The 21,304-nt window shown below is 50.8% G+C and carries 18 protein-coding genes; 17 read left to right on the top strand and 1 reads right to left on the bottom strand.

Annotation, left to right across the window (positions count from 1 at the left end; genetic code table 11):
• The first annotated feature begins 42 nt into the window (after positions 1-42).
• The 17 genes from AB4Z33_RS09375 (at position 43) to AB4Z33_RS09295 (ending at position 19,783) form a co-directional block, all read left to right on the top strand.
• Positions 43-924: a hypothetical protein gene (locus AB4Z33_RS09375; RefSeq protein WP_442049682.1), complete on the top strand. Its 882-nt coding sequence runs from the start codon at positions 43-45 to the stop codon at positions 922-924.
• A gap of 35 nt (positions 925-959) precedes the next feature.
• On the top strand, positions 960-1,709 hold the full coding sequence (locus AB4Z33_RS09370; protein ID WP_442049681.1) for an SDR family NAD(P)-dependent oxidoreductase: 750 nt from the start codon (positions 960-962) through the stop codon (positions 1,707-1,709).
• 41 nt (positions 1,710-1,750) lie between these two features.
• Entirely contained in the window at positions 1,751-3,298 is a 1,548-nt protein-coding gene (locus AB4Z33_RS09365) for a PucR family transcriptional regulator (protein ID WP_442049680.1), read from the top strand.
• Between the two features lie 214 nt (positions 3,299-3,512).
• Positions 3,513-4,529 (top strand): ABC transporter substrate-binding protein, encoded by a 1,017-nt coding sequence (locus AB4Z33_RS09360; RefSeq protein ID WP_442049679.1) that lies wholly within the window; start codon positions 3,513-3,515, stop codon positions 4,527-4,529.
• 31 nt (positions 4,530-4,560) lie between these two features.
• Entirely contained in the window at positions 4,561-5,922 is a 1,362-nt protein-coding gene (locus tag AB4Z33_RS09355; protein WP_442049678.1) for an amidohydrolase family protein, read from the top strand.
• A 37-nt stretch (positions 5,923-5,959) separates the two neighbouring features.
• On the top strand, positions 5,960-7,174 hold the full coding sequence (locus AB4Z33_RS09350) for an aromatic ring-hydroxylating oxygenase subunit alpha (protein WP_442049677.1): 1,215 nt from the start codon (positions 5,960-5,962) through the stop codon (positions 7,172-7,174).
• A gap of 31 nt (positions 7,175-7,205) precedes the next feature.
• Entirely contained in the window at positions 7,206-8,012 is an 807-nt protein-coding gene (locus tag AB4Z33_RS09345) for an alpha/beta fold hydrolase (RefSeq protein WP_442049676.1), read from the top strand.
• 28 nt (positions 8,013-8,040) lie between these two features.
• On the top strand, positions 8,041-9,387 hold the full coding sequence (locus tag AB4Z33_RS09340) for a RidA family protein (RefSeq protein WP_442049675.1): 1,347 nt from the start codon (positions 8,041-8,043) through the stop codon (positions 9,385-9,387).
• 48 nt (positions 9,388-9,435) lie between these two features.
• Positions 9,436-10,164: a maleate cis-trans isomerase family protein gene (locus AB4Z33_RS09335; RefSeq protein WP_442049674.1), complete on the top strand. Its 729-nt coding sequence runs from the start codon at positions 9,436-9,438 to the stop codon at positions 10,162-10,164.
• A 32-nt stretch (positions 10,165-10,196) separates the two neighbouring features.
• On the top strand, positions 10,197-11,465 hold the full coding sequence (locus tag AB4Z33_RS09330) for an amidohydrolase family protein (protein WP_442049673.1): 1,269 nt from the start codon (positions 10,197-10,199) through the stop codon (positions 11,463-11,465).
• 188 nt (positions 11,466-11,653) lie between these two features.
• Positions 11,654-13,408: a cache domain-containing sensor histidine kinase gene (locus AB4Z33_RS09325; protein WP_442049672.1), complete on the top strand. Its 1,755-nt coding sequence runs from the start codon at positions 11,654-11,656 to the stop codon at positions 13,406-13,408.
• Between the two features lies 1 nt (position 13,409).
• Positions 13,410-14,198: a response regulator transcription factor gene (locus tag AB4Z33_RS09320; protein ID WP_442049671.1), complete on the top strand. Its 789-nt coding sequence runs from the start codon at positions 13,410-13,412 to the stop codon at positions 14,196-14,198.
• A gap of 111 nt (positions 14,199-14,309) precedes the next feature.
• Complete coding sequence (locus AB4Z33_RS09315) at positions 14,310-15,644, top strand: extracellular solute-binding protein (RefSeq protein ID WP_442049670.1); 1,335 nt, start codon at positions 14,310-14,312, stop codon at positions 15,642-15,644.
• A 108-nt stretch (positions 15,645-15,752) separates the two neighbouring features.
• Entirely contained in the window at positions 15,753-16,634 is an 882-nt protein-coding gene (locus tag AB4Z33_RS09310) for a carbohydrate ABC transporter permease (protein ID WP_337100338.1), read from the top strand.
• Between the two features lie 16 nt (positions 16,635-16,650).
• Positions 16,651-17,535: a carbohydrate ABC transporter permease gene (locus AB4Z33_RS09305; RefSeq protein WP_442049669.1), complete on the top strand. Its 885-nt coding sequence runs from the start codon at positions 16,651-16,653 to the stop codon at positions 17,533-17,535.
• Positions 17,536-18,006: 471 nt separating this feature from the next.
• Positions 18,007-18,411: a DUF2569 domain-containing protein gene (locus AB4Z33_RS09300; RefSeq protein WP_442049668.1), complete on the top strand. Its 405-nt coding sequence runs from the start codon at positions 18,007-18,009 to the stop codon at positions 18,409-18,411.
• A 40-nt stretch (positions 18,412-18,451) separates the two neighbouring features.
• Positions 18,452-19,783, top strand: a complete 1,332-nt coding sequence (locus tag AB4Z33_RS09295) for a stalk domain-containing protein (protein WP_442049667.1) — start codon at positions 18,452-18,454, stop codon at positions 19,781-19,783.
• A 351-nt stretch (positions 19,784-20,134) separates the two neighbouring features.
• Here AB4Z33_RS09295 and AB4Z33_RS09290 read toward each other — a convergent pair whose 3' ends face one another.
• Positions 20,135-21,145, bottom strand: coding sequence for an ABC transporter substrate-binding protein (locus AB4Z33_RS09290; protein ID WP_442049666.1), 1,011 nt, complete (start codon positions 21,143-21,145; stop codon positions 20,135-20,137).
• Between the last annotated feature and the right edge of the window lie 159 nt (positions 21,146-21,304).

The following is a 21,304-nucleotide window of genomic DNA, read 5'->3' as shown; positions in this document are numbered from 1 at the left end:
CTTATGTATTTATGTACTGATTCTCATTTTAGTGGAAAAAAGGTGACTGCGATGTGTACGACTGGTGCGATTGTTATCAACGGTAATGACGGCAAGAGGCGTGTCTTTGGTTTCAAAACATCCGATTCGCCGTGGACGGGCTTCTGGCATGGCCAGTTGAACGGGCCGGGCGGCTTTGATTCGTTAGCTTACGGCCTCGTGCCGCAGCAAGGCGTGAATGCCGGGATGAACAGAGCTGGACTGACGCTTATTAGCTCTTATTTTGATTATGTAGAGAATGATCGTGGTGCGCAATCAACCGTAGATTCGTCTTTCGCGCCAGCGGTGATAGATAACCCGCATTGGGGCGGGGATCTTCGGGGTATCGTGCAAGCCGAGGTGCTTAGCAAATGTGCCGACGCTCCAGGGGCAAGGCAAATATTCGAGCAAGCCTTTGCCGATGTTAACGCGCCGGTTGGCGGTAATCATGTCATCGCTGACGCTAGCGGCTTCATCTATGTTTTCGAGCACTGCAGAGGCAAGATGGCGCTGCAGGATGCATCCGATGCAGGATTCGTTGCGCGAAGCAATCAATCCTTCCTGTTGTTCAAGGAGGAACAGAGGTGCATGGCGGAGACCACGCGCAAGGATCGCGAGCAACGATTGGAGCAAGCGGAAGGTGTGCTCGCCGAGCTGAAGCGGAATGAGGGGGATATCACTTCTGCCGAAGTCATTGATCGCTTGAAGCAGCTTGTTTCGATGCATCGGGGGGCGGGAGATGAGCCGGGCAGCATATGCGYGCACGGTTTGGTGAAGGGGCGGTCGAATGCGGCTGAGCCGCATGAAACGATGAGTGGACTGCTATGGGATATAACGGGTCGAACGATGTTTTACACGATTGGCCATCCGTGCCGCTCCGAGTGGAAGGAACTGCGTTTCGCGTAATCATACACACCTTATAACGGAAGAGGGAAATTCTAATGAACGTCACCTACAGCTATTCAGGAAAAAAAGTACTCATAACCGGCGGTGCGTCAGGAATTGGTCTCGCTGCAGCTAGGGCATATGCGGACAGCGGGGCTGACGTCGCTGTGTTCGATAAGAAATTCGAGACCGAAACGAAGGAGGGGCGTCTCTGGCGAATTCCTGTTGACTTGACGGACTCATCGCAGATCGACGCTGCCTTCGCGAAGCTGGAACGGGAGTGGGGTGCACTGGATGTGCTCGTCAACAACGCGGGCATTGAGCTTGTGGCAGGGCTTGAAGATATGGCCGAAGCAAGCTGGGATCTTGTGTTTGACACGAATATTAAGAGTGTCTATCTATGCAGCAAGGCGGCGATGCCATGGCTGAAGGCGTCGAAGGGCAATATCGTCAACACGGCATCGCAGCTTGCGGTTGTTGGCGCAAGTTCGTTCACCGCCTATACGGCAGCGAAGGCGGCGGTTGTTAATTTCTCGCGGAGCCTTGCGCTTGAGACGGCTTCGTCGGGGGTACGCGTGAATGCGATCTGTCCGGGAGCGATCGATACGCCGCTGCTGCGCAGGCAATTCGCAGGCGGACAGCGCGGTCCGCAAGGAACGATCGAGGATTTGATCGCCATGCATCCGCTTGGCAGGCTGGGCGATGCGAAGGAGATTGCCAATTGCATTCTATTCTTAAGCAGCGACGCGGCATCGTTCGTAACGGGAAGCGCGATGTTCGCTGACGGAGGTTATACGAGTTTCTGAGGATTCAATCGCAACTAGGCTTGGGGGTGAGAGGGATGAACATGACCGTCGAACAGGCACTATCCATCTTTCCTCTTCAGCATGGAAAACTTGTTGCTGGAGAGGCTGGGCTCACGCGAGTTATTCGCTCCGTTAACGTGATGGATGCGCCGGATATTGTGAATTGGCTGAAATACGGGGAAATATTGCTGACATCGGCTTTCGTGTTCAAAGGTTACCCGGAAGCGGCGATTGATCTCATTCGCCGGCTGCATGCCGGTGGATGCTCGGCGCTTGGCATTAAGCTTGGACGTTATTGGGAGGTCATTCCCGGTCATCTTATCGAAGAAGCGAATGAGCTTGGCTTTCCTCTCATCGAGCTGCCTTACGAATATACCTTTTCGGACATGATGAAGGGTCTCTATACGACGTCCCTTGGTGAAGAAGTGAAGGGGCTCAATCTTGTTCTTACGAAGCAGAAGAGTCTCATTCAACTCGCCTTAAGCCAGTCTGCGGAGCAGGATGTGTACAATACGCTGTCGGATATTCTTGAATATCCGGTAGCGGTTATTAGCCGAAGCGGCCATTTACTGTTCAATACGAGCGGCTGGGAGGAGTCGTTCTGGCGGCCGAGACTCGCGACTGCGCAAGGGACGAGATGGTGCGGCTCGCAGGAGACGAGATATTTTCAAATTCCGCTGCAGCAGGGCGATGCGTTGTACGGTTATTTGATGGTCGTACCGGGCAAGTCGCAGGTGATGAAGGATGAGGACGGCGTGTTCGTGCTCGCCGGCGACTTGCTGTCGCGCTACATGGGAAGGAAGAAACGGCAAGGCGAAGGGGAACGGGAGGAATGGGTAACCGATCTTCTGATGTACTTGCAGAGTCGCGCGCCGCTGGCTGTTCTGCTCTCGTCGCTCGATAAATACGGGATTGCGCTGCCGCTTGATCAATACCGCTGCGTGCTTGCAACAGTGAATGACCAAGAGGTGGATGCATTCTGGGATGTGCATGAGAAGCTGGAGTTCGCGCCGGAGCTGGCTGCCTACAAAGGAATTCATATCCCGATCGGCAAAACGATTCTGTCGCTCTATTCGTTAGCGTCGTTGCCGGAAAGCGAGAATAGAGCGCTCGGAGAATGCTTGGCGGCGCTGTTCGGCGGTCCCGGCTCGGAGCGGTTGCAGCCGAGGTTCTACATGAGCAGAATCAAGAACCAAGCGTCGCAGCTGAAGGATGCCTATGCGGAATGCGTCAATACGCAACAAACCGTTCAGCAGACCGAGATGCCGGGGGCGGTATTTTATGACGAGGATTTAGAAGTTTATCGCCTGCTGCAATATATCCCTGATGATGTGCTGGCTTCCTACAGCAGCAAATTCCTTGGCCCGCTACAGCATTCGGAAGAGATGATCCGTACGCTGGAGTTATTCCTGGAATATGACGGTCAGATCAACGAGGTAGCAAAGCGGATGTTCGTTCATCGCAATACGATTGCCTATAGGATGGAGAAGATCAATTCGCTGCTGCATATCGAGTTTCGCAATTTTAATGATATTTTGAAGCTGAAGCTTGTGTTCTGGCATTACAAGAAACATAAAGAAGAGGCTTGAGCGTGTTTACTATTAATATATGATATGCAATCGCCATTATGTAAACTTACCTAACTCAAAATATATCATTTTCACAAATGGACCCCGTTATTTTTATGAAAATATAAAAAACACTGTAAATCGATTGTTTCAAACGGTTCACTCCAACATAATGGTGATATGAAGTTAGATTATCTAACACTAAACTAACAAGAGGATACGGAGGAGTAACCAGATGAACAGAAAACGCAGTCTCGCTCTTATGGTGTTGTTATGTGTATCGATCGTACTATCGGCTTGCGGCTCCAACAACGAAACGAATAATGCTGCGAATGGAACGAATGACGGAGGCGCGGAACCTGCGGCACTAAAGAAGATTACGCAGGTGACGAACTGGTTCGCCGAAGCGGAGCATGGCGGTCAATACGCGGCTTTGCAGCAGGGCTTCTACAAAGAAGCCGGACTGGACATGACGATTCAATCCGGCGGTCCGCAAGTTTCGGGCGTTCAATTGGTTGCCTCGGGCAAGGCGGAGTTCGCCATGGCGCATGCCGACGAAGTGCTGATGGCTCGTGCGCAAGGTATTCCGGTCGTAGCGATTGCATCGGTGCTGCAGACGAATCCGATCGCCTTCATGTACCACAATGAGAATAAGCTTGCCCAGATCGAGGATCTATCGGGTAAGACGACTTACATTTTGCCAGGGCAGCCGTTCTGGAACTATATATTGAATACGCGTGATGTGAAGGGCGTGAAGGAAGTTGCGTATACGGGATCTATGGCGAACTTCATCAATGACAAGTCCTCATACACGCAAGGGTATGTAACGAATGAATCGTATACGCTGCAGCAAGAAGGCGTTGACTTCGGCAGCATGTTGATCGCCGATGCAACGGGCTATAACCCTTATGCTTGCATGCTTATTACGACGGAGAAATATATGCAAGAAAACCCCGAGATCGTTAAAGCGTATGTCGATGCATCGCTCAAAGGCTGGAACTTTTACAAGGACAATTACGAGGAAGTGAATCCGTTCATTCAAACCTATAATCCGGACGCGACGCTGGAGTGGTTGAAGTTCGGCGCGGAAGCGGCGATAGACTTGATCTGGACGGGCGATGCAGCGGAGCATGGCGTAGGCTACATGTCGCTTGAACGGTGGGAGACGCTGGCGAAGCAAATGTTCGAAGGGAAAGTGATCGAGAAGGAGCTTGATGCAAGCAAGGCATTCACGACGGAGTTTATTTCATAAGTGCAGGATCTAGATTGCGGAGGCGATGAGAATGGAGAACGAGACACGGTTAATTGCAGGCGGAATTGTGCTGACGATGAATAACAACGATGACATGCTGACAGACGGCGCAGTTCTTGTGGAGAACGGGAGAATTGCCGATATCGGACCTTCTGCGGAACTGCTAAGCAAGTATGCAGGGGTAGAGGTATTGGATGCCGCAGGCCAAGTGATTATGCCGGGTCTCGTTAATCTTCATCTTCACTCCGGCCTGATTAGAGGGACGGCCGAGGACCTGCCGGTGTTCGAGTGGCTGCACCGGTATGTCGATCCGAAGCATCGCGCCTTGCAGCAGGAAGAGGCGTACGCGGCTGCGAGACTCAGCTATGCGGAAGGAATTAAGTCGGGAACGACGAGCGTGCTTGATATGTACCGTCACGTTCATCGGTGCGCCGATGCGGCTGACGAAATAGGAGTGCGTGCGGTGTTCGCGCCGTACGTGGCGGATCGTCCGGGCTACGATTATTTTGAAACGCTGGAGAGCAATATTCGGTTGATAGAGGATCGGAACGGGAGTGCGCAGGGGCGGATTCATGTATGGGTTGGCTTGGAGCATCTATCGTATTGCACCGAGGAGGCGTATCGCGAAGCGGCGAGAATTGCGGAGAAATGGGGCACCGGCATTCATACGCATGGCGAAGAATCGATCGAGATGGCGAAGGAAGTGTACAAAAACTACGGCAGATGGCCGGTGGAGCTCTTTTATGACCGGGGTATTCTAGGTCCACGTACCGTTCTTGCCCACTGTGTATGGATGCAGGAAAGCGAGATGGAGTTAATGGCGAAGACTGGTGCGGCTGTAGCGCATTGTCCTGTCAGCAACCTGAAGCTTGCATCGGGAATTGCACCGATTCACGAGATGGCGGAGCGAGGCATTAAAATCGGCATTGGCACGGATGGGGTTAAGGAGAATAACAATCTCGACATGATGGAGGAAATGAAGTACGTTCCTCTGCTGCAGAAAGTTAGGCATTACGACGCGAAAGTGATGAAGGCGGATAAGGTGCTGCGAATGGCGACGATAGACGGGGCGAAGGCGCTCGGTCAGGATGGCGAGATCGGCTCGATCGAGCTTGGCAAGAAGGCGGACATTATAACGGTCGACTTCCGCAAGCTGCATCTGACTCCAGTGCTGACGCAGACATACAACAATATTGTCAGCAATCTTGTTTACTCCGCACAGGGCAGCGACGTGCAAAATGTGATGGTAGACGGCAAGCTGCTGATGAAAGACCGCGTCCTGACAACGGTGGATGAGGAACAGGTGAGGCAGGCCGGACAGTATGCAGCCGAGCAATTGCTGGAGCGGAGGGAAGCGTTCATTCCCGAGCAGTATAAGTTTCACGGCGTATAAGCACCCGTAGAAAAAAATGAGCCTTGGAGGGACTACTATGAAAAAATACAAACCATCAGAAACCGTTCTATCTATCTTGGAAGACATCGCACCATCCTTGCTAGAGACGAAGGAAGCCCGTTCCATGCCGGCAGAGATTTATACCTCCGAGGAGTTCTATCAATTCGAGAAAGAGGCAATCTACTATCGCGAATGGTTATGCGTAGGGCGCGTAGACCAAATTCCGAACGTGGGCGACTACTTTACCATTACGATTCAGGACGATCCGCTTATCGTCTCGCGCGGCAAGGACGGCGGCATCTATGTCATCTCCGCGGTGTGTCAGCATCGCGGTCATCTTGTCGCTGAGGGCAGCGGCAATTGCAAAAACTTCCGTTGTCCGCTGCACTGGTGGACCTACGATCAGACGGGAGAGCTGGTGTCGGCGCCGGAGATGATCCGCATCGAGCCTTTCGATATTTTGCGCCATGACCATAGTCTTCCGCAGTTGAAGACGGAAATATGGAACGGATTTATTTTCTGCAACTTCGATAAGGATGCTGAGCCGCTTGCTCCTACGCTTAAGAAGCTGGACGACGAGATGAAGAACTATAACGTGAACGACATGATTGCGATGCCGTTCGTAGATGTAGAGGATTGCAAGTGGAATTGGAAAATCATGATCGAAAGCTCGCTAGAGCCGTACCATACGACTTATTTGCACAGCGGTCCGCATGACTTCGCGCCGGGCAAGCTTGCCGGATTCATCGACTTTGAGGACGGAGACGGACAAGTGATGCACCCAACGGGCTTCACGCATGAAGGTGCGGGCTTCTCGCCCGATCAGAAGGCGATCTTCCCGATCATTCCGACCTTGTCGGAGGAGCAGCGCAGCAAGATGACGATTGCTGCCGTGCCGCCTATGCTGACGCTTGGTTTGCTGCCGGATCAAATCTTCTGGAACATTATATTGCCGCAAGGACCGGGTCAAATTCTGTTCCGCGCAGGGCTCTGTTATCCGAAGGAAACGACGCAGCTGCCTGACTTCGAAGAGCGCTACAAGCTGGCTAATGACAGTGTGATGGAGATAAATGAGCAGGATCTTGCTGCGAACGCGGCGATTCAGAAGGGGATGTATGCGAGACTTTCGAGCCGCGGCCGTTATGCGGCGCTGGAACGTACCTTGCCTCAGCTTAACCGCTGGCTGGCGAAGCGATACAACTCTTATTTGAAAGAGCACAAAATTACGGTGAAAGGGCTTGAGCATGCATGAGCCTGATGTTGAATCTGGAGGTAATCGCTTCATGGATGAGAATGGATTCGCCTATGAGTCGGTGAAGATTCAAACGTTGGACGGTGAGCTTCGTTATATCGTATCGGGAGACAAACAGGCGCAACCGATCGTGTTCCTGCATGGCATCACCGAGTACGCGAAGTCGTTCCTTCCTGTCATGAAGCTGATGCCGAAATCATTTTATTGCGTTGCGGTCGACTTAAGGGGCAGAGGCGAATCGTTCAAGCCGGAAGAGGGTTACACGCTTCGCGATTATACGAATGATCTGCTTGCCGTTATGAACAGCTTGTCCGGCCATGCGCAGCGGCCCATTCTAGTTGGTCACTCGCTTAGCGGCCGGATAGCAGCGGCGTTCGCAGCGGAACATCCGCAGCTGATTAGCGCGATGGTGCTGATCGATCCGCCGATCAGCGGTCCAGGCAGGCGGCCTTTTCCACCTCCGCTGTCTCGGTTCACTGGGCCGAAGGAAGCGATTGAGGCAGGTGATATGGAGGCTTTCGCAGCCTTTTATGCGAATACGAAAATGGATGTGTCGCTGAAGGCGGAGGAGCTGCGCGCATGTGCGATGCCGGCGATCGTGCAGTCGTACCGATCGATGAATGTCGAGCCGTTTCATTCGCATTATAGACGAATAACGACAAGGGCGCTGCTTCTAGCTGCGGAGCTGTCGCCGCTCATTACGAATGAGGAGCTGTATGAGCTACGGCAGATGAACGCTTACGTGAAAGTGAAACGATTGCCCGGTATCGGTCATGAAATTTACAAGGAAGATCCGAAGCTGTTCGTGAGCGAGGTTCTCTACTTTCTAGATGTGTAAATGTATAGAGAATGAGAGGCGATCATAAATGTCGATTAAAGAAATTTGGCCGGAAGGCATGCCAAGGCCGGCTATTCCATATAGCCCTGCTGTGAAGGCCGGCAACTGGCTGTTCATATCCGGGCAGTCCGCTTCGGACTTGACGAGCGGAATTGCGGAGGAGGCGCAGGTGCATCCTTCCTTCCCGTATTACTCCGATCCTGTCGCGAAGCAAGCGGATTATGTGTATAAGCGAGTGAAGGATATCGTTGCGGCGGCTGGATATTTGCCGGAGCATATCGTTCGCGCGAATCAATGGTATGTAACGGACATGAAGCGTGAGGGATACCGAATTGGCGATCTGACCGTCAACAATAAACGGTATGTCGAGAGCAAGAACCGCTATTTCACGAAGCTTAGTCCGCCAAGTACGGGGATTGGCGTGCGTCAGCTGCTTGTTGAAGGGGCACTATTGGAGGTCGACTTCACCGCTTTGCTGCCAGAAGAGGGGCAAGTGTTGGAGAAGGTATCTGCGCCGGATGTCGCGAAGCCTGGACCCGGATTTGCCGAAGGCGTTAAGCTTGGCAATTGGGTGTTCCTGTCGGGGGATATTCCAACCGATTGGCAAGGGAATTGGGGAGCGCCTGGGCAGGAAGGCGAGATTACTTCGCTTGCGCCGGATGCAAGGACGAATGGACTGTTCTGGGGCGATCTTCCGATCCGGAAGCAAGCCGAATACTTGATGGATAAGCTAAGCAAGGTAGCCAAGGCGGCAGGAACGAGCCTGGATATGGCGGTTAAGGCGCATGTGTTTCTGGCTGATCCGAATGACTTCGTTGGTTTTGAAGACGTATGGAGCAAGTATTTTCCGGACAAGTTCGAAGCGCCGTCGCGCACGATTGTGCCCCATGTTGAACTGGGGGCGAAGGGCTGCCGGGTGGAAGTATCGCTTGATCTGCTGCTGCCGGAAGCGAAGCATCTGCGCCAGCCGATTCGCGGCGGATGGACGCCGAAGAGTCATGAGTCCGCAGCGATGCGGGCTGACGATCTCATTTACATTAGCGGTTTAATGGCAACGGCGGCGAACGGACTAGCGGCGGAAGCGTCGCTAACACCCGGTCTTCCATACTTCGGGCTCGCAGGCAAGAAACAGATGGCGTTCATTATAGCCAAGGCGCGCAGCATCTGCGACGCAGCAGGCGTACCGCTAGAGAAGGCGGTTAAGGCGAATCTGTACTTCGCCGATTTGGGTATGTATGCCGGCGCGATGGAGGCTTGGTCAGAGCTGTTCGCCGGAGCGCATAAGCCGGCTGTTACAGTCGTTGAGGCTAACCGTGAACTATGGGTGCAAGGCTGCGGCATGATGGTAGATTTCGTTTTGTATGATCCGCAATAGATAAGTGGATTGATAATAGATTTGATTCCCGCTTGGGAGGTTGCAGATATGATTAAGATAGGGATGCTTACGCCATCTTCCAATACGATACTAGAACCGATAACCTATCGGATCATTGCGGATATTCCGGACGTCTCCGTTCATTTCTCGCGTTTCATTGTCAGAGAGATTGCGCTCTCTGACAAGGCGAACGACCAATTCCGCGATGAGCCGATGCTGGCTGCCGCCGCATTGCTTGCCGATGCCGACGTCGACCTCATTGTCTGGAACGGCACTTCCGCAAGCTGGCTTGGCTTGGAGAAGGATCGTAAGTTATGCGCCATGATTGAAGCAGAGACGGGCATTCCGGCTACGACTTCGGCGCTTGCGATTATAGAAGCGTTCGAAGCGTTGGGCGTTAAGAAGCTAGGGCTCGTAACGCCTTATACGGCGGACGTTAGCGGCATGATTCGCAAACGCTACGGCGAGCTGGGATATGAATGTCTAGTTGAGCGTATGAGCGGCATTTCCGTAAATAAGGACTTCGCTTACGTGCCGGAAACCGGTATTCGCTTAATGATGGAAGAGGCTTCGGCTGTGGAAGGCGTTGAGGCGCTCGCGGTCGTCTGCACGAATTTTCATGCGGCTTCTATGGCTGCCCAGCTTGAAGAACAGTTCGGCGTGGCCGTCATCGATTCCGTCTCGGCTACCGTATGGCATAGCTTTCGCAAGCTAGGCATTGGCGCTCGAGGAGTGCCGCTTGCGGCGAAATGGGGCAAGCTGTTTCTTTGCAGCTAACAATTAAAACGAGCGTGCCGGGGGAAACAACTATGGACTACGACATTTGGGTTAGCGGATACACCGATCCATTCACCGGAGAGCTGCGCGATCTTGGCGTGAAGGACGGAATCATAACATATAATGGCCGTTTCTATGATGGCGTGAAGCATACGGTTCGTGCGAAGGAAACGGTAACTGCGGCGGGCAGGCTAGTGCTGCCGGGGTTAGTAGAATCGCATATCCATTTGGATAAGGCTTTTCTGACGCAGCGAATGAGCCGCGAAGCGGACAGCTTAAGCGATGCCATTGGCATGACTGCGGCGCTTAAGAAAGATTACACGTTTGAAGACATCATGAGGCGATCGGTTGCCGTCATCGAGCGAAGCATGCAGGCTGGTGTTACGCATCTGCGCTGTCAGGTTGAGGTTGATCCGATCATTGGTCTGCTTAGTATGGAGGCTGCGTTGCAGTTGAAGGAGCTTTATCGTTCGCTTATGACGATTCAGCTTGTTGTCTTCCCGCAGGAGGGGATCTTCCAGCAGGAGGGGACTGAGGAGCTGATGAGGCAAGCGGTCGCTATGGGCGCTGATGCGATAGGCGGCATTCCGTATAACGATACGGATGCGCGCGATCATCTAGAATGGATATTTAAGCTGGCTGAGGAAACGGGTCTGCCTGTTGATCTTCACGTTGATTTCTCAGATGATCCTTCCCATCGCACAATCGTCGATATTGCCGACTTGACGATTGCATACGGCTTGCAGGGAAGGGTGACAGTTGCGCATCTGACGTCGCTTGGATCAATGGAGTCGGACGATGCGAGGGCTATTGCTTTCAAGATGGCGGCTGCGGGCATCCATGTCATAACGCTTCCCGCGACGGATCTCTACCTAAATGGCCGCGGTGACTCGTATAAACCGCGCAGAGGTCTTACTCCTGTTAGATTGCTGCTGGAGGAAGGGGTCAACGTGTGCTTCGGTTCGAACAATATTCGCAATGCGTTCACGCCGTTCGGCAAAGGCGATCCGCTAGACATTGCGTTGCTGCTGGGACAGACGGCATATATGGGTACGCGAGCAGATGCGGTTCTGCTGCTGGAGATGTGCACGACGCGGGCGGCGAGGGCGCTTAACCTGGAATATGGTGCGCTCGCTTGCGGCTCCGCTGCCGACTTCCTTCTGACAGGCGCAAGCGATATTTGCGATCTCATCTACGACCGGACGCCTGAGCGTATCGTTTGGAAAAATGGGCTTCGTACCGCCGAAACCGCACTAAACAAATTCGTCATTTCACCTGAGCCGATCGTCAGGCGTGCTTAACACACCTATCACTTCAAGAGCGAGAAAGACGCAGAGATGCGTCTTTTTTTGTTGTTAGCATTTCATTTTCTGCTCTTAATTGTGTATATTAAGTTTCAAAACAATTAAGAGGGACTGAAGCTGTCACCTGGATTTCACCGCTGGTTTGAACGGAGATTGGAGTGTGTCGATTGAATAGGTTTGTTTTTATGAATAAGTTTAATGCGCTGAATACGCTGCGCAACCAGATTTTTCTCGGATTCATGGTCGTTATGGTTATCGTGCTCGCTTCTGTCGGCTTGTTTACGTATGATCAGGTGTCGGTCCTGCTTCGCAACAATGCCGAGAAGCATATCCAGCAGACGGCTGTGCAAGCATCCGGCAAGCTGGATGCGCTGCTGATGCAGATCGACACGCTGACTGCGCAGGTAGCGACGAACGCGACGATTCAACGCTTGCTGACGCAAGAGGTTGAAGGGCGGAAAATCAGCTTCGAGGAGCGACAATTGCTGCAGCAGGAAGTGCGCAAGTATACGCCTTATGCGACTGGCATTCAATCGCTAGAGCTGTTCACAACAGACTATCGGATGCTTTTGCCGCTTACGGACATGAGTTTGGACAGCCGAGTGTCGGAGGAGTGGATTAGGCTTGCCGACGAGGGCAAGGGGAGGCTTGTGTGGTACGGTTTGGATCCGCGATATCCGAATGTCGTTATTGGGATCCGGCATGTCCGGCTGATCGACAAGTCTTTCTCCCATGCCGGGTATTTGATGGTCCATATGGACAAAAGCTACTTCGAGCTGACGGACTCGGAGCAGGAGGGGGATGACGATGCCCGCGAATCGATGGGACTTGTGGATGCTTCTGGTCAAGTCATCGCATCCGATTTCTCGAAGAAGCTCGATATCGGCTCGATGATCGAGCAAGGTGAAGAAACGGTGCAGATCGATGAAGAGGAATACATCGCGGTGCAGAAGAAGTCGGAAGAAACGAACTGGCGGATCATTATCTTAACGCCCGTAAAGTATGCAACGGAAGGCATATCGATCTTGCGTACTGCCATTATCGTATCCGTTATGGTGGGCGGACTGCTGTTCCTTATTTTCACCTTTATCTTATCGACGATGATTACCCGGCCTATCCTAAATCTCATCAAAGCGATGCGCATTGCGAAGCTTGGGACGCTGAAGCCGATCGACGTATCGACATCCTCTATGGAGATTAACGAGCTTAACAATACGTACAACCAGATGGTTGTTTCGCTGAATGAGTTGATAGAGGTCGTCTATCAGAAAGAAATCATTCAAAGCCGAACGGAGCTTAAGGCGCTGCAGGCGCAGATCAATCCCCACTTTTTGTTCAACACGTTGGAAGCGTTCTATTGGGCGCTTGATGAGAAAGGGGAAGAGGAGCTGTCGCAGGTTGTCGTGGCGATGTCGGGACTTTTCCGGTATGTAATCGCCCGTCCAGACGACGATGAATGGGTAACGATAAGCGATGAACTGGATCATGCGGAACGTTATCTCAAAATCATGGACATGCGGCTTATCGATCGATTGTCCTGGCAGATCGTTGCAAGCGATGCTTGTCGCAGGACGCCAATTCCGAAGCTTCTTGTCCAACCGTTAGTGGAAAATGCGATTTTGCACGGAGTTGAGCAGCGAATTGGACCTGGAACCGTCGAGATTCAAGTGATGCCATCCGTTCGCACGGGCTACACGCGAATCGAAGTGACCGATAACGGTCCGGGTATGGATACGGACAAGGTTCAGCAGTTGTACGCGTCCATGCAAAGCGGCATCAACCGCTCCGCCAAGGGGAATGGAGTCGGAATTGCCAACGTGGACCGAAGATTAAGGCTTTATTATGAATCGGATACGGAGGGACTCGTCATTCGCAGCGAGAAAGGCCGCGGGACGACGATTGCTTTTGATATACCGAATGAATATGGGAGTGAGAGCTAATATGAAAACGATATTAGTCGTAGATGACGAACCGAGAACGAGAGAAGGTATTCGCAAGTCGCTGGAAGCTTGGGCGGCAGGCCGATACAAAATCGTAACGGCGGCAAGTGGTGTTGAGGCGTTGGAGTGGCTAGGGGAAAATGAAGCGAATCTGCTCATAACGGATATTCGCATGCCCGAGATTGGCGGTCTTGATCTCGTGGAGAGAGTGAAGGGAATGGAGCGCCCGCCTGTCGTTATTATTATATCCGGTCATCCAGAGTTCGATTATGCGCAGAAAGCGCTGCAATTTGGTGTAGTGGAATATTTGTTGAAACCACTGGACAAAACTAAGCTTGTTCAAGCGGTAGAGCTGGCGCTGAAGCGGGAAGAAGACATACATCGGGTCGAACGAATGGAGCGGCTCGTGGATCCGAAGCTGATGGAGACGGTCCGTCAAGGCAAGCAATACGGCTCGCAGGTGCAAGAGGCTATACAGTTCCTTGACAATCATCTTCATGAGCCGATCTCCATGCGCGATATTGCGGACCATCTCCATATGAACGCCAGCTACTTCAGCGTGCTGTTCAAGGAGCAGACGGGACTTACGTTCAGCGAATATTTGACGCGCAAAAGGGTGCAGCGGGCGAAGGAGCTTCTGTCTGGAACGAGGCAGACGATTGCCGAAATTTCCGATCAGGTCGGCTACCAGACGGCCAAGTATTTTGTGAAGGTGTTCCGCTCAATCGAAGGGATGAGCCCGGGACAATATCGTAAGAGCGTCGCGCATTCGGAAGAGACAATCCAATAAAAGTAGAACTTTTCCCAATTCACATAGCCTTACCACGTTGCAGCCGCGTTGCTACAATTATTTTGAAGCAATACGAACCAACCAAACACCAATAGAAAAGGGGTTGTAAACGTGTTCAAAAAGAAATGGTCTATCACGCTCATGACGACGCTTTGCCTGGCAATGGTAGCTGCAGGCTGCGGCAACAATGGTAATAATGGCGCTAACAACGAAGGCTCGACTAATGGGGGCTCTACTGAAAGCGATTCCAAGAAAGTAACAATCAACTTCATGCATTTATGGCCAGAGGGTGTATCTGCCGGTCAAAATAAAATCGTTAACCAAATTATCAAGGACTATCAAGCTGAGCACAAGAACGTAACCATCAAGCAAGAGGTATTGGATAACGAGCAATATAAAAACAAATTGAAAGTGCTTTCAGCTTCCAACCAGCTTCCTGACGTAGGCGTAACATGGGCAGCCGGCTTCCTTCAGCCTTATGTTGAAGGTAACCTGTTCACTCCGGTTGACGATGTGCTGGGCGGCGAGCTGAACGGTAAATTCGTAGCAGGAACGACAGAAGCTTATGCTATTGACGGCAAAACGTATGCGCTTCCGCTAGAGTTCAATATTGCTCCAATCTACTACAACAAAGCGATCTTCGAGAAATACAAGCTTGAAGTTCCGCAAACGTATGATCAATTCAAGCAAGTTGTAAAGACGCTTAGCGACAACGGCGTAGCGCCGATCGCTCTAGGCAACAAAGATCGTTGGACAGGATCGCTGTGGTACATGTACATGGCTGACCGCTTCGCAGGTCAAGAAACATTGTCCAAGGCAATCAAAGGCGAGACATCGTTCACAGACGAAAATCTGATGAAAGCTGCAACCGAGGTTCAATCGCTCGTTGACGGTAATGCATTCGTGAAAGGCTTCAATGGCCTATCGAACGAAGAGGCAAAATCCGAGTTCACGAACGAGAAAGCGGCTATGTATCTGATGGGCACATGGGAGCTTCCTAACTGGACGACAAACGCCGACATTCCCCAAGAGTTCCGCGACAAGGTTGGATTCTTCAAGTTCCCTACTGTAGAAGGCGGCAAAGGCGACATCAACAGCTGGGTAGGCGGACCGGGCGTAGGCTTGTTCGTTGCTGAAAACTCCAAAGTGAAAGAAGAGTCCAAAGCTTTCGTTGAATACTTCGTAACGAAGTGGGGCGAGCAATCCGTAACCGGTGCAGGCGTTATCCCGGCTACGAAAGTAGACACATCAGCGCTTGAGCTTCCGCAGCTTTACATCGACTTGTTCAACGAAATGAATCAAGCAAGCAGCATTACTTTGTTCGCAGACGTTCAAATGCCGGCTAACGCAGCTGAAACTCATCTGAACATGATTCAATCGTTGTTCGGCAAAGCTGTAACGCCTGAGAAGTTCGCGCAAGAGCATGACGCTGCCGTAAAGAAATAAGCGGTCGCACAGACAGCAAGGAAACTTGAGGGAGCTTAGCTTATCCGGCTGCTGCAGTCGGATAAGCGGCCTCTTGCGTTATGACCCAAGAGAGAGGAGTCGGCCGATTTGGATAAGGTAATGTCGAATAAAAAGATGATCGCACTGTACGTTCTGCCTTCCCTAATATTAATTTTGGCTATTGTATACATTCCAATCGTACTGACAGGTTATTACGGCCTTAACGAGTGGAACGGGATCGGAGCTATGAAGTTTATTGGGCTGGACAATTACAGCGCCCTCATTCAAGATAACAAGTTTTGGAGCAGTGCAGGGCATTCCCTGCTGTTAGCCGTGTTTTCGGGTCTCAGCCTTATTCTCTACTTAGTTGTTGCTATGGTATTATCCGCACGCCTCAAAGGGGCGAACCTGTTCCGCAAAATTTATTTGATTCCGATGCTTTTGTCTTCGGTTGCGATCGCGCAACTTTGGCTCAAAATTTATCACCCAACCAACGGTATTATGAACAGCTTTCTAGAATCTATTGGGGTCGCTAATCCTCCCGCATGGCTGGCAGAGCCATCGCTTGTATTGTTCGCTCTGTTCATCCCGATTCTATGGCAATATGCGGGCTTCTATATTCTGATCTATTATGCAGCGCTTAAGAACATCCCGACATCGCTGGAAGAAGCGGCGAAGATCGATGGCGCGAATGCGTTCCAAATTGCTTACAAAATCAAGCTTCCGCTCGCCATGGAAGTTATTAAAGTGACGATCGTGTTATCCGTAGTCGGCTCGCTGAAGTATTTCGATCTGATCTACGTCATGACGGACGGCGGACCGAACGGTTCAAGCGAAGTCATGGCCTCTTACATGTATCACGAAGCATTCCGTGCTTATGACTTTGGCTACGGAAGTGCAGTAGGATTCTTCCTGCTCGTTATTTGCCTAATCGCTACATGGATCATCCGCAAGCTGACCGTTACGAAAGATACGATTCAATATTCATAAGTAAGGAGGAAGCCTCATGACGAGCACAACCGCTGGACAACTTGGCGGCGTATCGAAGGAAAAGGGTTCAAGCTTCGCGCTTAAGCTCGGATACGCGCTGTTATATATGGTGTTGATTGTCGTTGCCGCATTGCAGCTGTTTCCGCTAGTATGGCTGCTGTTTTTCTCTCTTAAGAGCAATCAGGAAGTGTTCAATCTTCCTCCGCTGTCGCTGCCTACGAACCCGCGCTGGGAAAACTACAGTAAGGTATGGAGCGCGGGCAATATCGATACTTATTTCTTGAATAGCGTTTGGATTACGGTTGTGGCAACTGCGCTTACTGTCGTGCTTGGCAGTCTCGTGACTTATGCCATAACAAGAATGAAGTGGAAGGGCAGCTCGCTTGTCCTCGGCCTATTCATGGTTGCGATGATGATCCCTGTCCATTCGACGCTTATCCCGCTATTCAGCATGTTCAATAAGGCGGGCCTGATCGACCATCCGCTGTCGCTCATTCTGACGTATGTCGCATTCAATATGCCGATTACGATCATGATCTTGCTCGGGTTCTATTATGCATTGCCGCGTGAGGTTGAAGAGGCGGCGGTCATTGACGGATGTTCGGTCAACCGGATGTTCTTCCGGATCGTATTGCCGATGACAGGCTCCGTTATTGCAACCACTTCAATTATTAACATGATTTATAACTGGAACGAGTTTATTTTCGTCAATACGTTCATTAGCTCGGATTCCTACAAGACGCTTACAGTCGGCGTACAAAACTTTATCGGCCAATACACGACCGATTGGGGCGCGATTGGCGCTACTCTGATGATTAGTATTTTGCCGATTCTGATCGCATTCCTGTTCCTTAGCGACCGCATCGTTGAAGGTATGGCTGCAGGTTCGGTTAAGGGGTAAGTGAAAAACAAGGATATGGATAACCTGGTTGTCTTCCGATAGGGAGGGCGGCCGGGTTATTTTTTTGCGGACAGCAGTGACCTTAATAGTACATTTTTTCGCCGTTCTCCATTCTTACGGACACACTGGGCTCTAACGGCAGCATACAGTATTGGTTTGTCTGAAAAAGGAGTTGTTAAGCTTCCCTCGGTCCGCAACTTCGTGAAATGATGAATATTTTGTGTTTAAGCATCCTTCGTGTCCGTAACTTGGGCTTTTTTTTATTGTTAGTAAAGGAAATGAAAGGAAATTACATATTTAGCGCGAATAATGGTTAACAGGATAAATGAATGTACTGGGGGATGTTGAGGGATGAATGATTTGGAGAATCGGGATGTAGGAAGGCAATCTAGCGAACCAAAGCTTTTACCGTTAGGCGTTAAAGGTTTAGCTGGGTGGCTTGTTTTGGTGCAAATCGGACTGTAATTAACTATGATTACGCTGCTTGTTCAAATTTTTCGCGTCAACTTGCCGGCGTTTGAACCAGATACCTGGGGAGTGTTGACCTCGAAGGACTCTGAGCTCTATCACGCTCTTTGGGGGCCGATTATCGTGTTCGAAGGCGCATACAATATTGCGTTCTTGTTGTTCTGTATTTTCGTACTGGTGATGTTCTATACCCGTAAATCCATACTGCCGAAGCTTATGATTATTTTCTACAGTGCCAGCCTTGCGGTCGGTATTATAGATACGATCCTTGTTTATCAAATTCCGCTTGCTAGAGAAATGGAGACGGGCAGCTCGTTTACCGATATTGTTCGTTCAGCAATAACTTGCGCGATCTGGATTCCCTACTTCCTTAAATCCGAGCGCGTGCAGAATACGTTTATTAAGTAATGAGACTTAGGAGGATGAAGATTTGTATTCAAACTATGTTATGAAATCAATGAAATTGACGTTGTTATTTGTTTTACTGCTTACGTTCACAGCACTCCAACCTGCGTATGGTCAGGGAAACTCATCGAAGGCGATTGCGATATTCATCRACGGTAATCCGCTGCAGGTGAAGAAAGAAGCTTTTGTGGAAGGGGAAAAACTGTTTATTCCGTTGAGAGCTGTTTTTGAACAGATGGGATGGGGTGTTGAGTGGGAGGATAAGACGATTTCTTTATCGTACCAATCCGCTGATCTTATTGGTTTCCATACTGCTTTATTTGTAGGGGACATAGAGAATGACGACGAGTACATGAGAATCATCAAGGGATCGACCTATCTGGAGTCCAGTCTTTTTATCCAAATGTCGAATGCGGTTATTGATTTCGATCAAGCTGCGAATCGTCTTACTATCAATTCAGGAAATCCGGCCGAGGGCATACCTGGGGTGGAGGAGGAGCAGGAGAGGCCCGAACTTACCGAGGAGGAAAGCATGGCGGTGAACTTCGGAAAGTATGAGGTTCCTCCGACGCTGAAGGCATTGATAGACGTGGAAGCGGAGCTGGCCAAAGAAGGCTATGAGCTTTGGAATGTGGTAGGTTTTTATCCTTCGCTTGGACATAGCGGATATTTTAATTCGCCTGTCGATGTGGTTACGTTCGGCTGGACAGGGGGCGACGGGGAGCATTTTGGATTTTTGACCGACTTCGGGTCGGCTGTGAATCTGGAAGAGGCGCCGATTGTGATGGTGTCGCCAATGAATTTCGATCAGCCTGCGGTAGTTGTTGCCAATAACATTCGTGAGTTTATGCGAATTGTGATGAAAGACCCCTCCCTGCTCTTCATGGGGTATGAGGATGAACAGGCTTATCTGCAAAGCGAACGCGAAATGTGGGAAGAGTTAGAGCTCGAGTACGGTATCGAGGAGATGGAGGAGGACCGGTTGGAGAAGCAAGCCGTTGTTCAAAAGCTTGAGGAAACGCTCAAACCGCCGATCATCGAAGACGTGTATCGCTACTCCGAGAACGTTGCGTTAGAAAGGGAGAAGTCGATAGTCGTTCCGACGATGGACAAGCTTGGTGTGACGAATGTTGTTCCTTCCGATGCAGGAAAGCTTCTTCCTCCTTTGGCGGTCGATGAAGAGATGATGGCGAGTGAGCTGACAAGGCTGCTGGAGCACGCAACGTATTCGCAAAAACTAGCTTTGATCCGGGATGTTAACTTGGGTCCAATCGACTATGACGATGGATTTATGGAAACCTTGACGGACGCAATGGTAGATCTGGGATTGCAGGATGAGGTTGCAAGATTCCAAGCGATGTATTCTTATTACTGATGGTAAACAAGAAGATGAGTTTGGTCAGTTGATCCGACAGCTCGTCGGAGAGCTGCTGGGAAGTTAGGCAGCTTTCTACACGTTAACGGACACAGGCGACTCTAAAGGTAACTTTCTAGACAAAATTGGCTGCTTACGGACACAGATGACGCTAACTGCCGATGTTGATCGTTCAAGAGGCTATTTTCGGTTCGTTAGGTGCAACGGAGTCCGCAACGGTTGTATGTAGCTAATGATGCAGCAGTTAGGGTCACCGGAGTCCGTAATGAACCATTCTAATGTATCCAGAGAGTGGCGAGATACAAACGAAGAAGGAAGGCCTAAACAGGCCTTCCTTCTTCGTTTAATATGTTATTTCCCTTGACTAACCAGCCATTCAGCAAGCTCTTCCGTTTGAGCAACGACAGCAAGCGGGTCATAATACCACGAACGCGCTTCAGGCCAAACGTAGAAATGTCCGTTCTTTATGGCAGGAAGCTTGCTCCAGATCGGGTCAGCTTGGAAGTCCTCAAGCGTACGCGTATTGGAGGTCATAATGACATAGTCTCCAGCGTACTGGTCGAGCAGCTCGGTTGATATTTCCGCCCACTGCTTCTCCATGATTTCGTCCGCGACTGCGGCAGGCGGTTTGCGTCCTAGAGCCTGATATACCGGTTGGCCGCCGCGCCCGAAGTTGTCTCCGTATACCCACGTCGACTTGCCGCCGTCCTCCATGATGGCGAAGGAAGCTTCAGCTGGAATAGCGGCATCGACTTTGGCTTTGGCTGCGGCTATCCGCCCGTCATACTTCTCGAGCCAAGCTTTTGCTTTATCTTCCACACCCAGCAATTCACCCAAATAGGTCAGCTCTTCATGCACGTTTTTGAGATCGCCGTAAGGAATAACGACAGTTGGTGCGATTTTGCTTAGCGCCGCGTAGCTATCGGGATTGCCGGTAATAATGAGATCGGGATCGAGAGTAATAATCTTTTCCGCGTTTTGTTGGCCATAAGCTCCCGTATCGGTAACGCCAGTCAGCGAGTCTTTAAAATAGTAGTTTTCCAATGTAAGTCCCGGAGCGCCCACTGGAATGACTTCCAAGGCAATCAAGCTGCCCAAATATTCCTCGGCCACAATCCGTTTGGGGTGGGTCGGTATTTCGATATCGCCATTTGCCGTCTTGACGGTTTTGACGGTTGGTTCTTCGGGTGCAGCATCTTTTGGCGCATCTGTTTGAGCAGCCGGAGCGTTAGTTGCAGTGTCAGCAGCCTTATTGTTGTTGCTTGCTCCGCAAGCGGAGACGACAAGCATCATTATGACTAGCAGGGAAAAAGTAAAGATCAGGTGGCGCTTGCTGTTGAGCGGGTTATGAGCAGAAAACAATGTGATATCCTCCTTGTGTATAACGATAATCATTATCAGTTACACTCTACAGCGTAAACGACAATATGACTATGGCTTCAAATGATGTCCGTTCATGYATATTTGTGACCACATAGAAAAGTTTAAGTTCGCTAAAGCGTTAAAGCGAGTCGGAATTTC

The sequence above is a fragment of the Paenibacillus sp. 2TAB19 genome (assembly GCF_052115185.1).
GTDB lineage: Bacteria > Bacillota > Bacilli > Paenibacillales > Paenibacillaceae > Pristimantibacillus.
The sequence above is the reverse complement of the archived record's forward strand: the minus strand, read 5'-3'. Positions and strand labels throughout refer to the sequence as shown.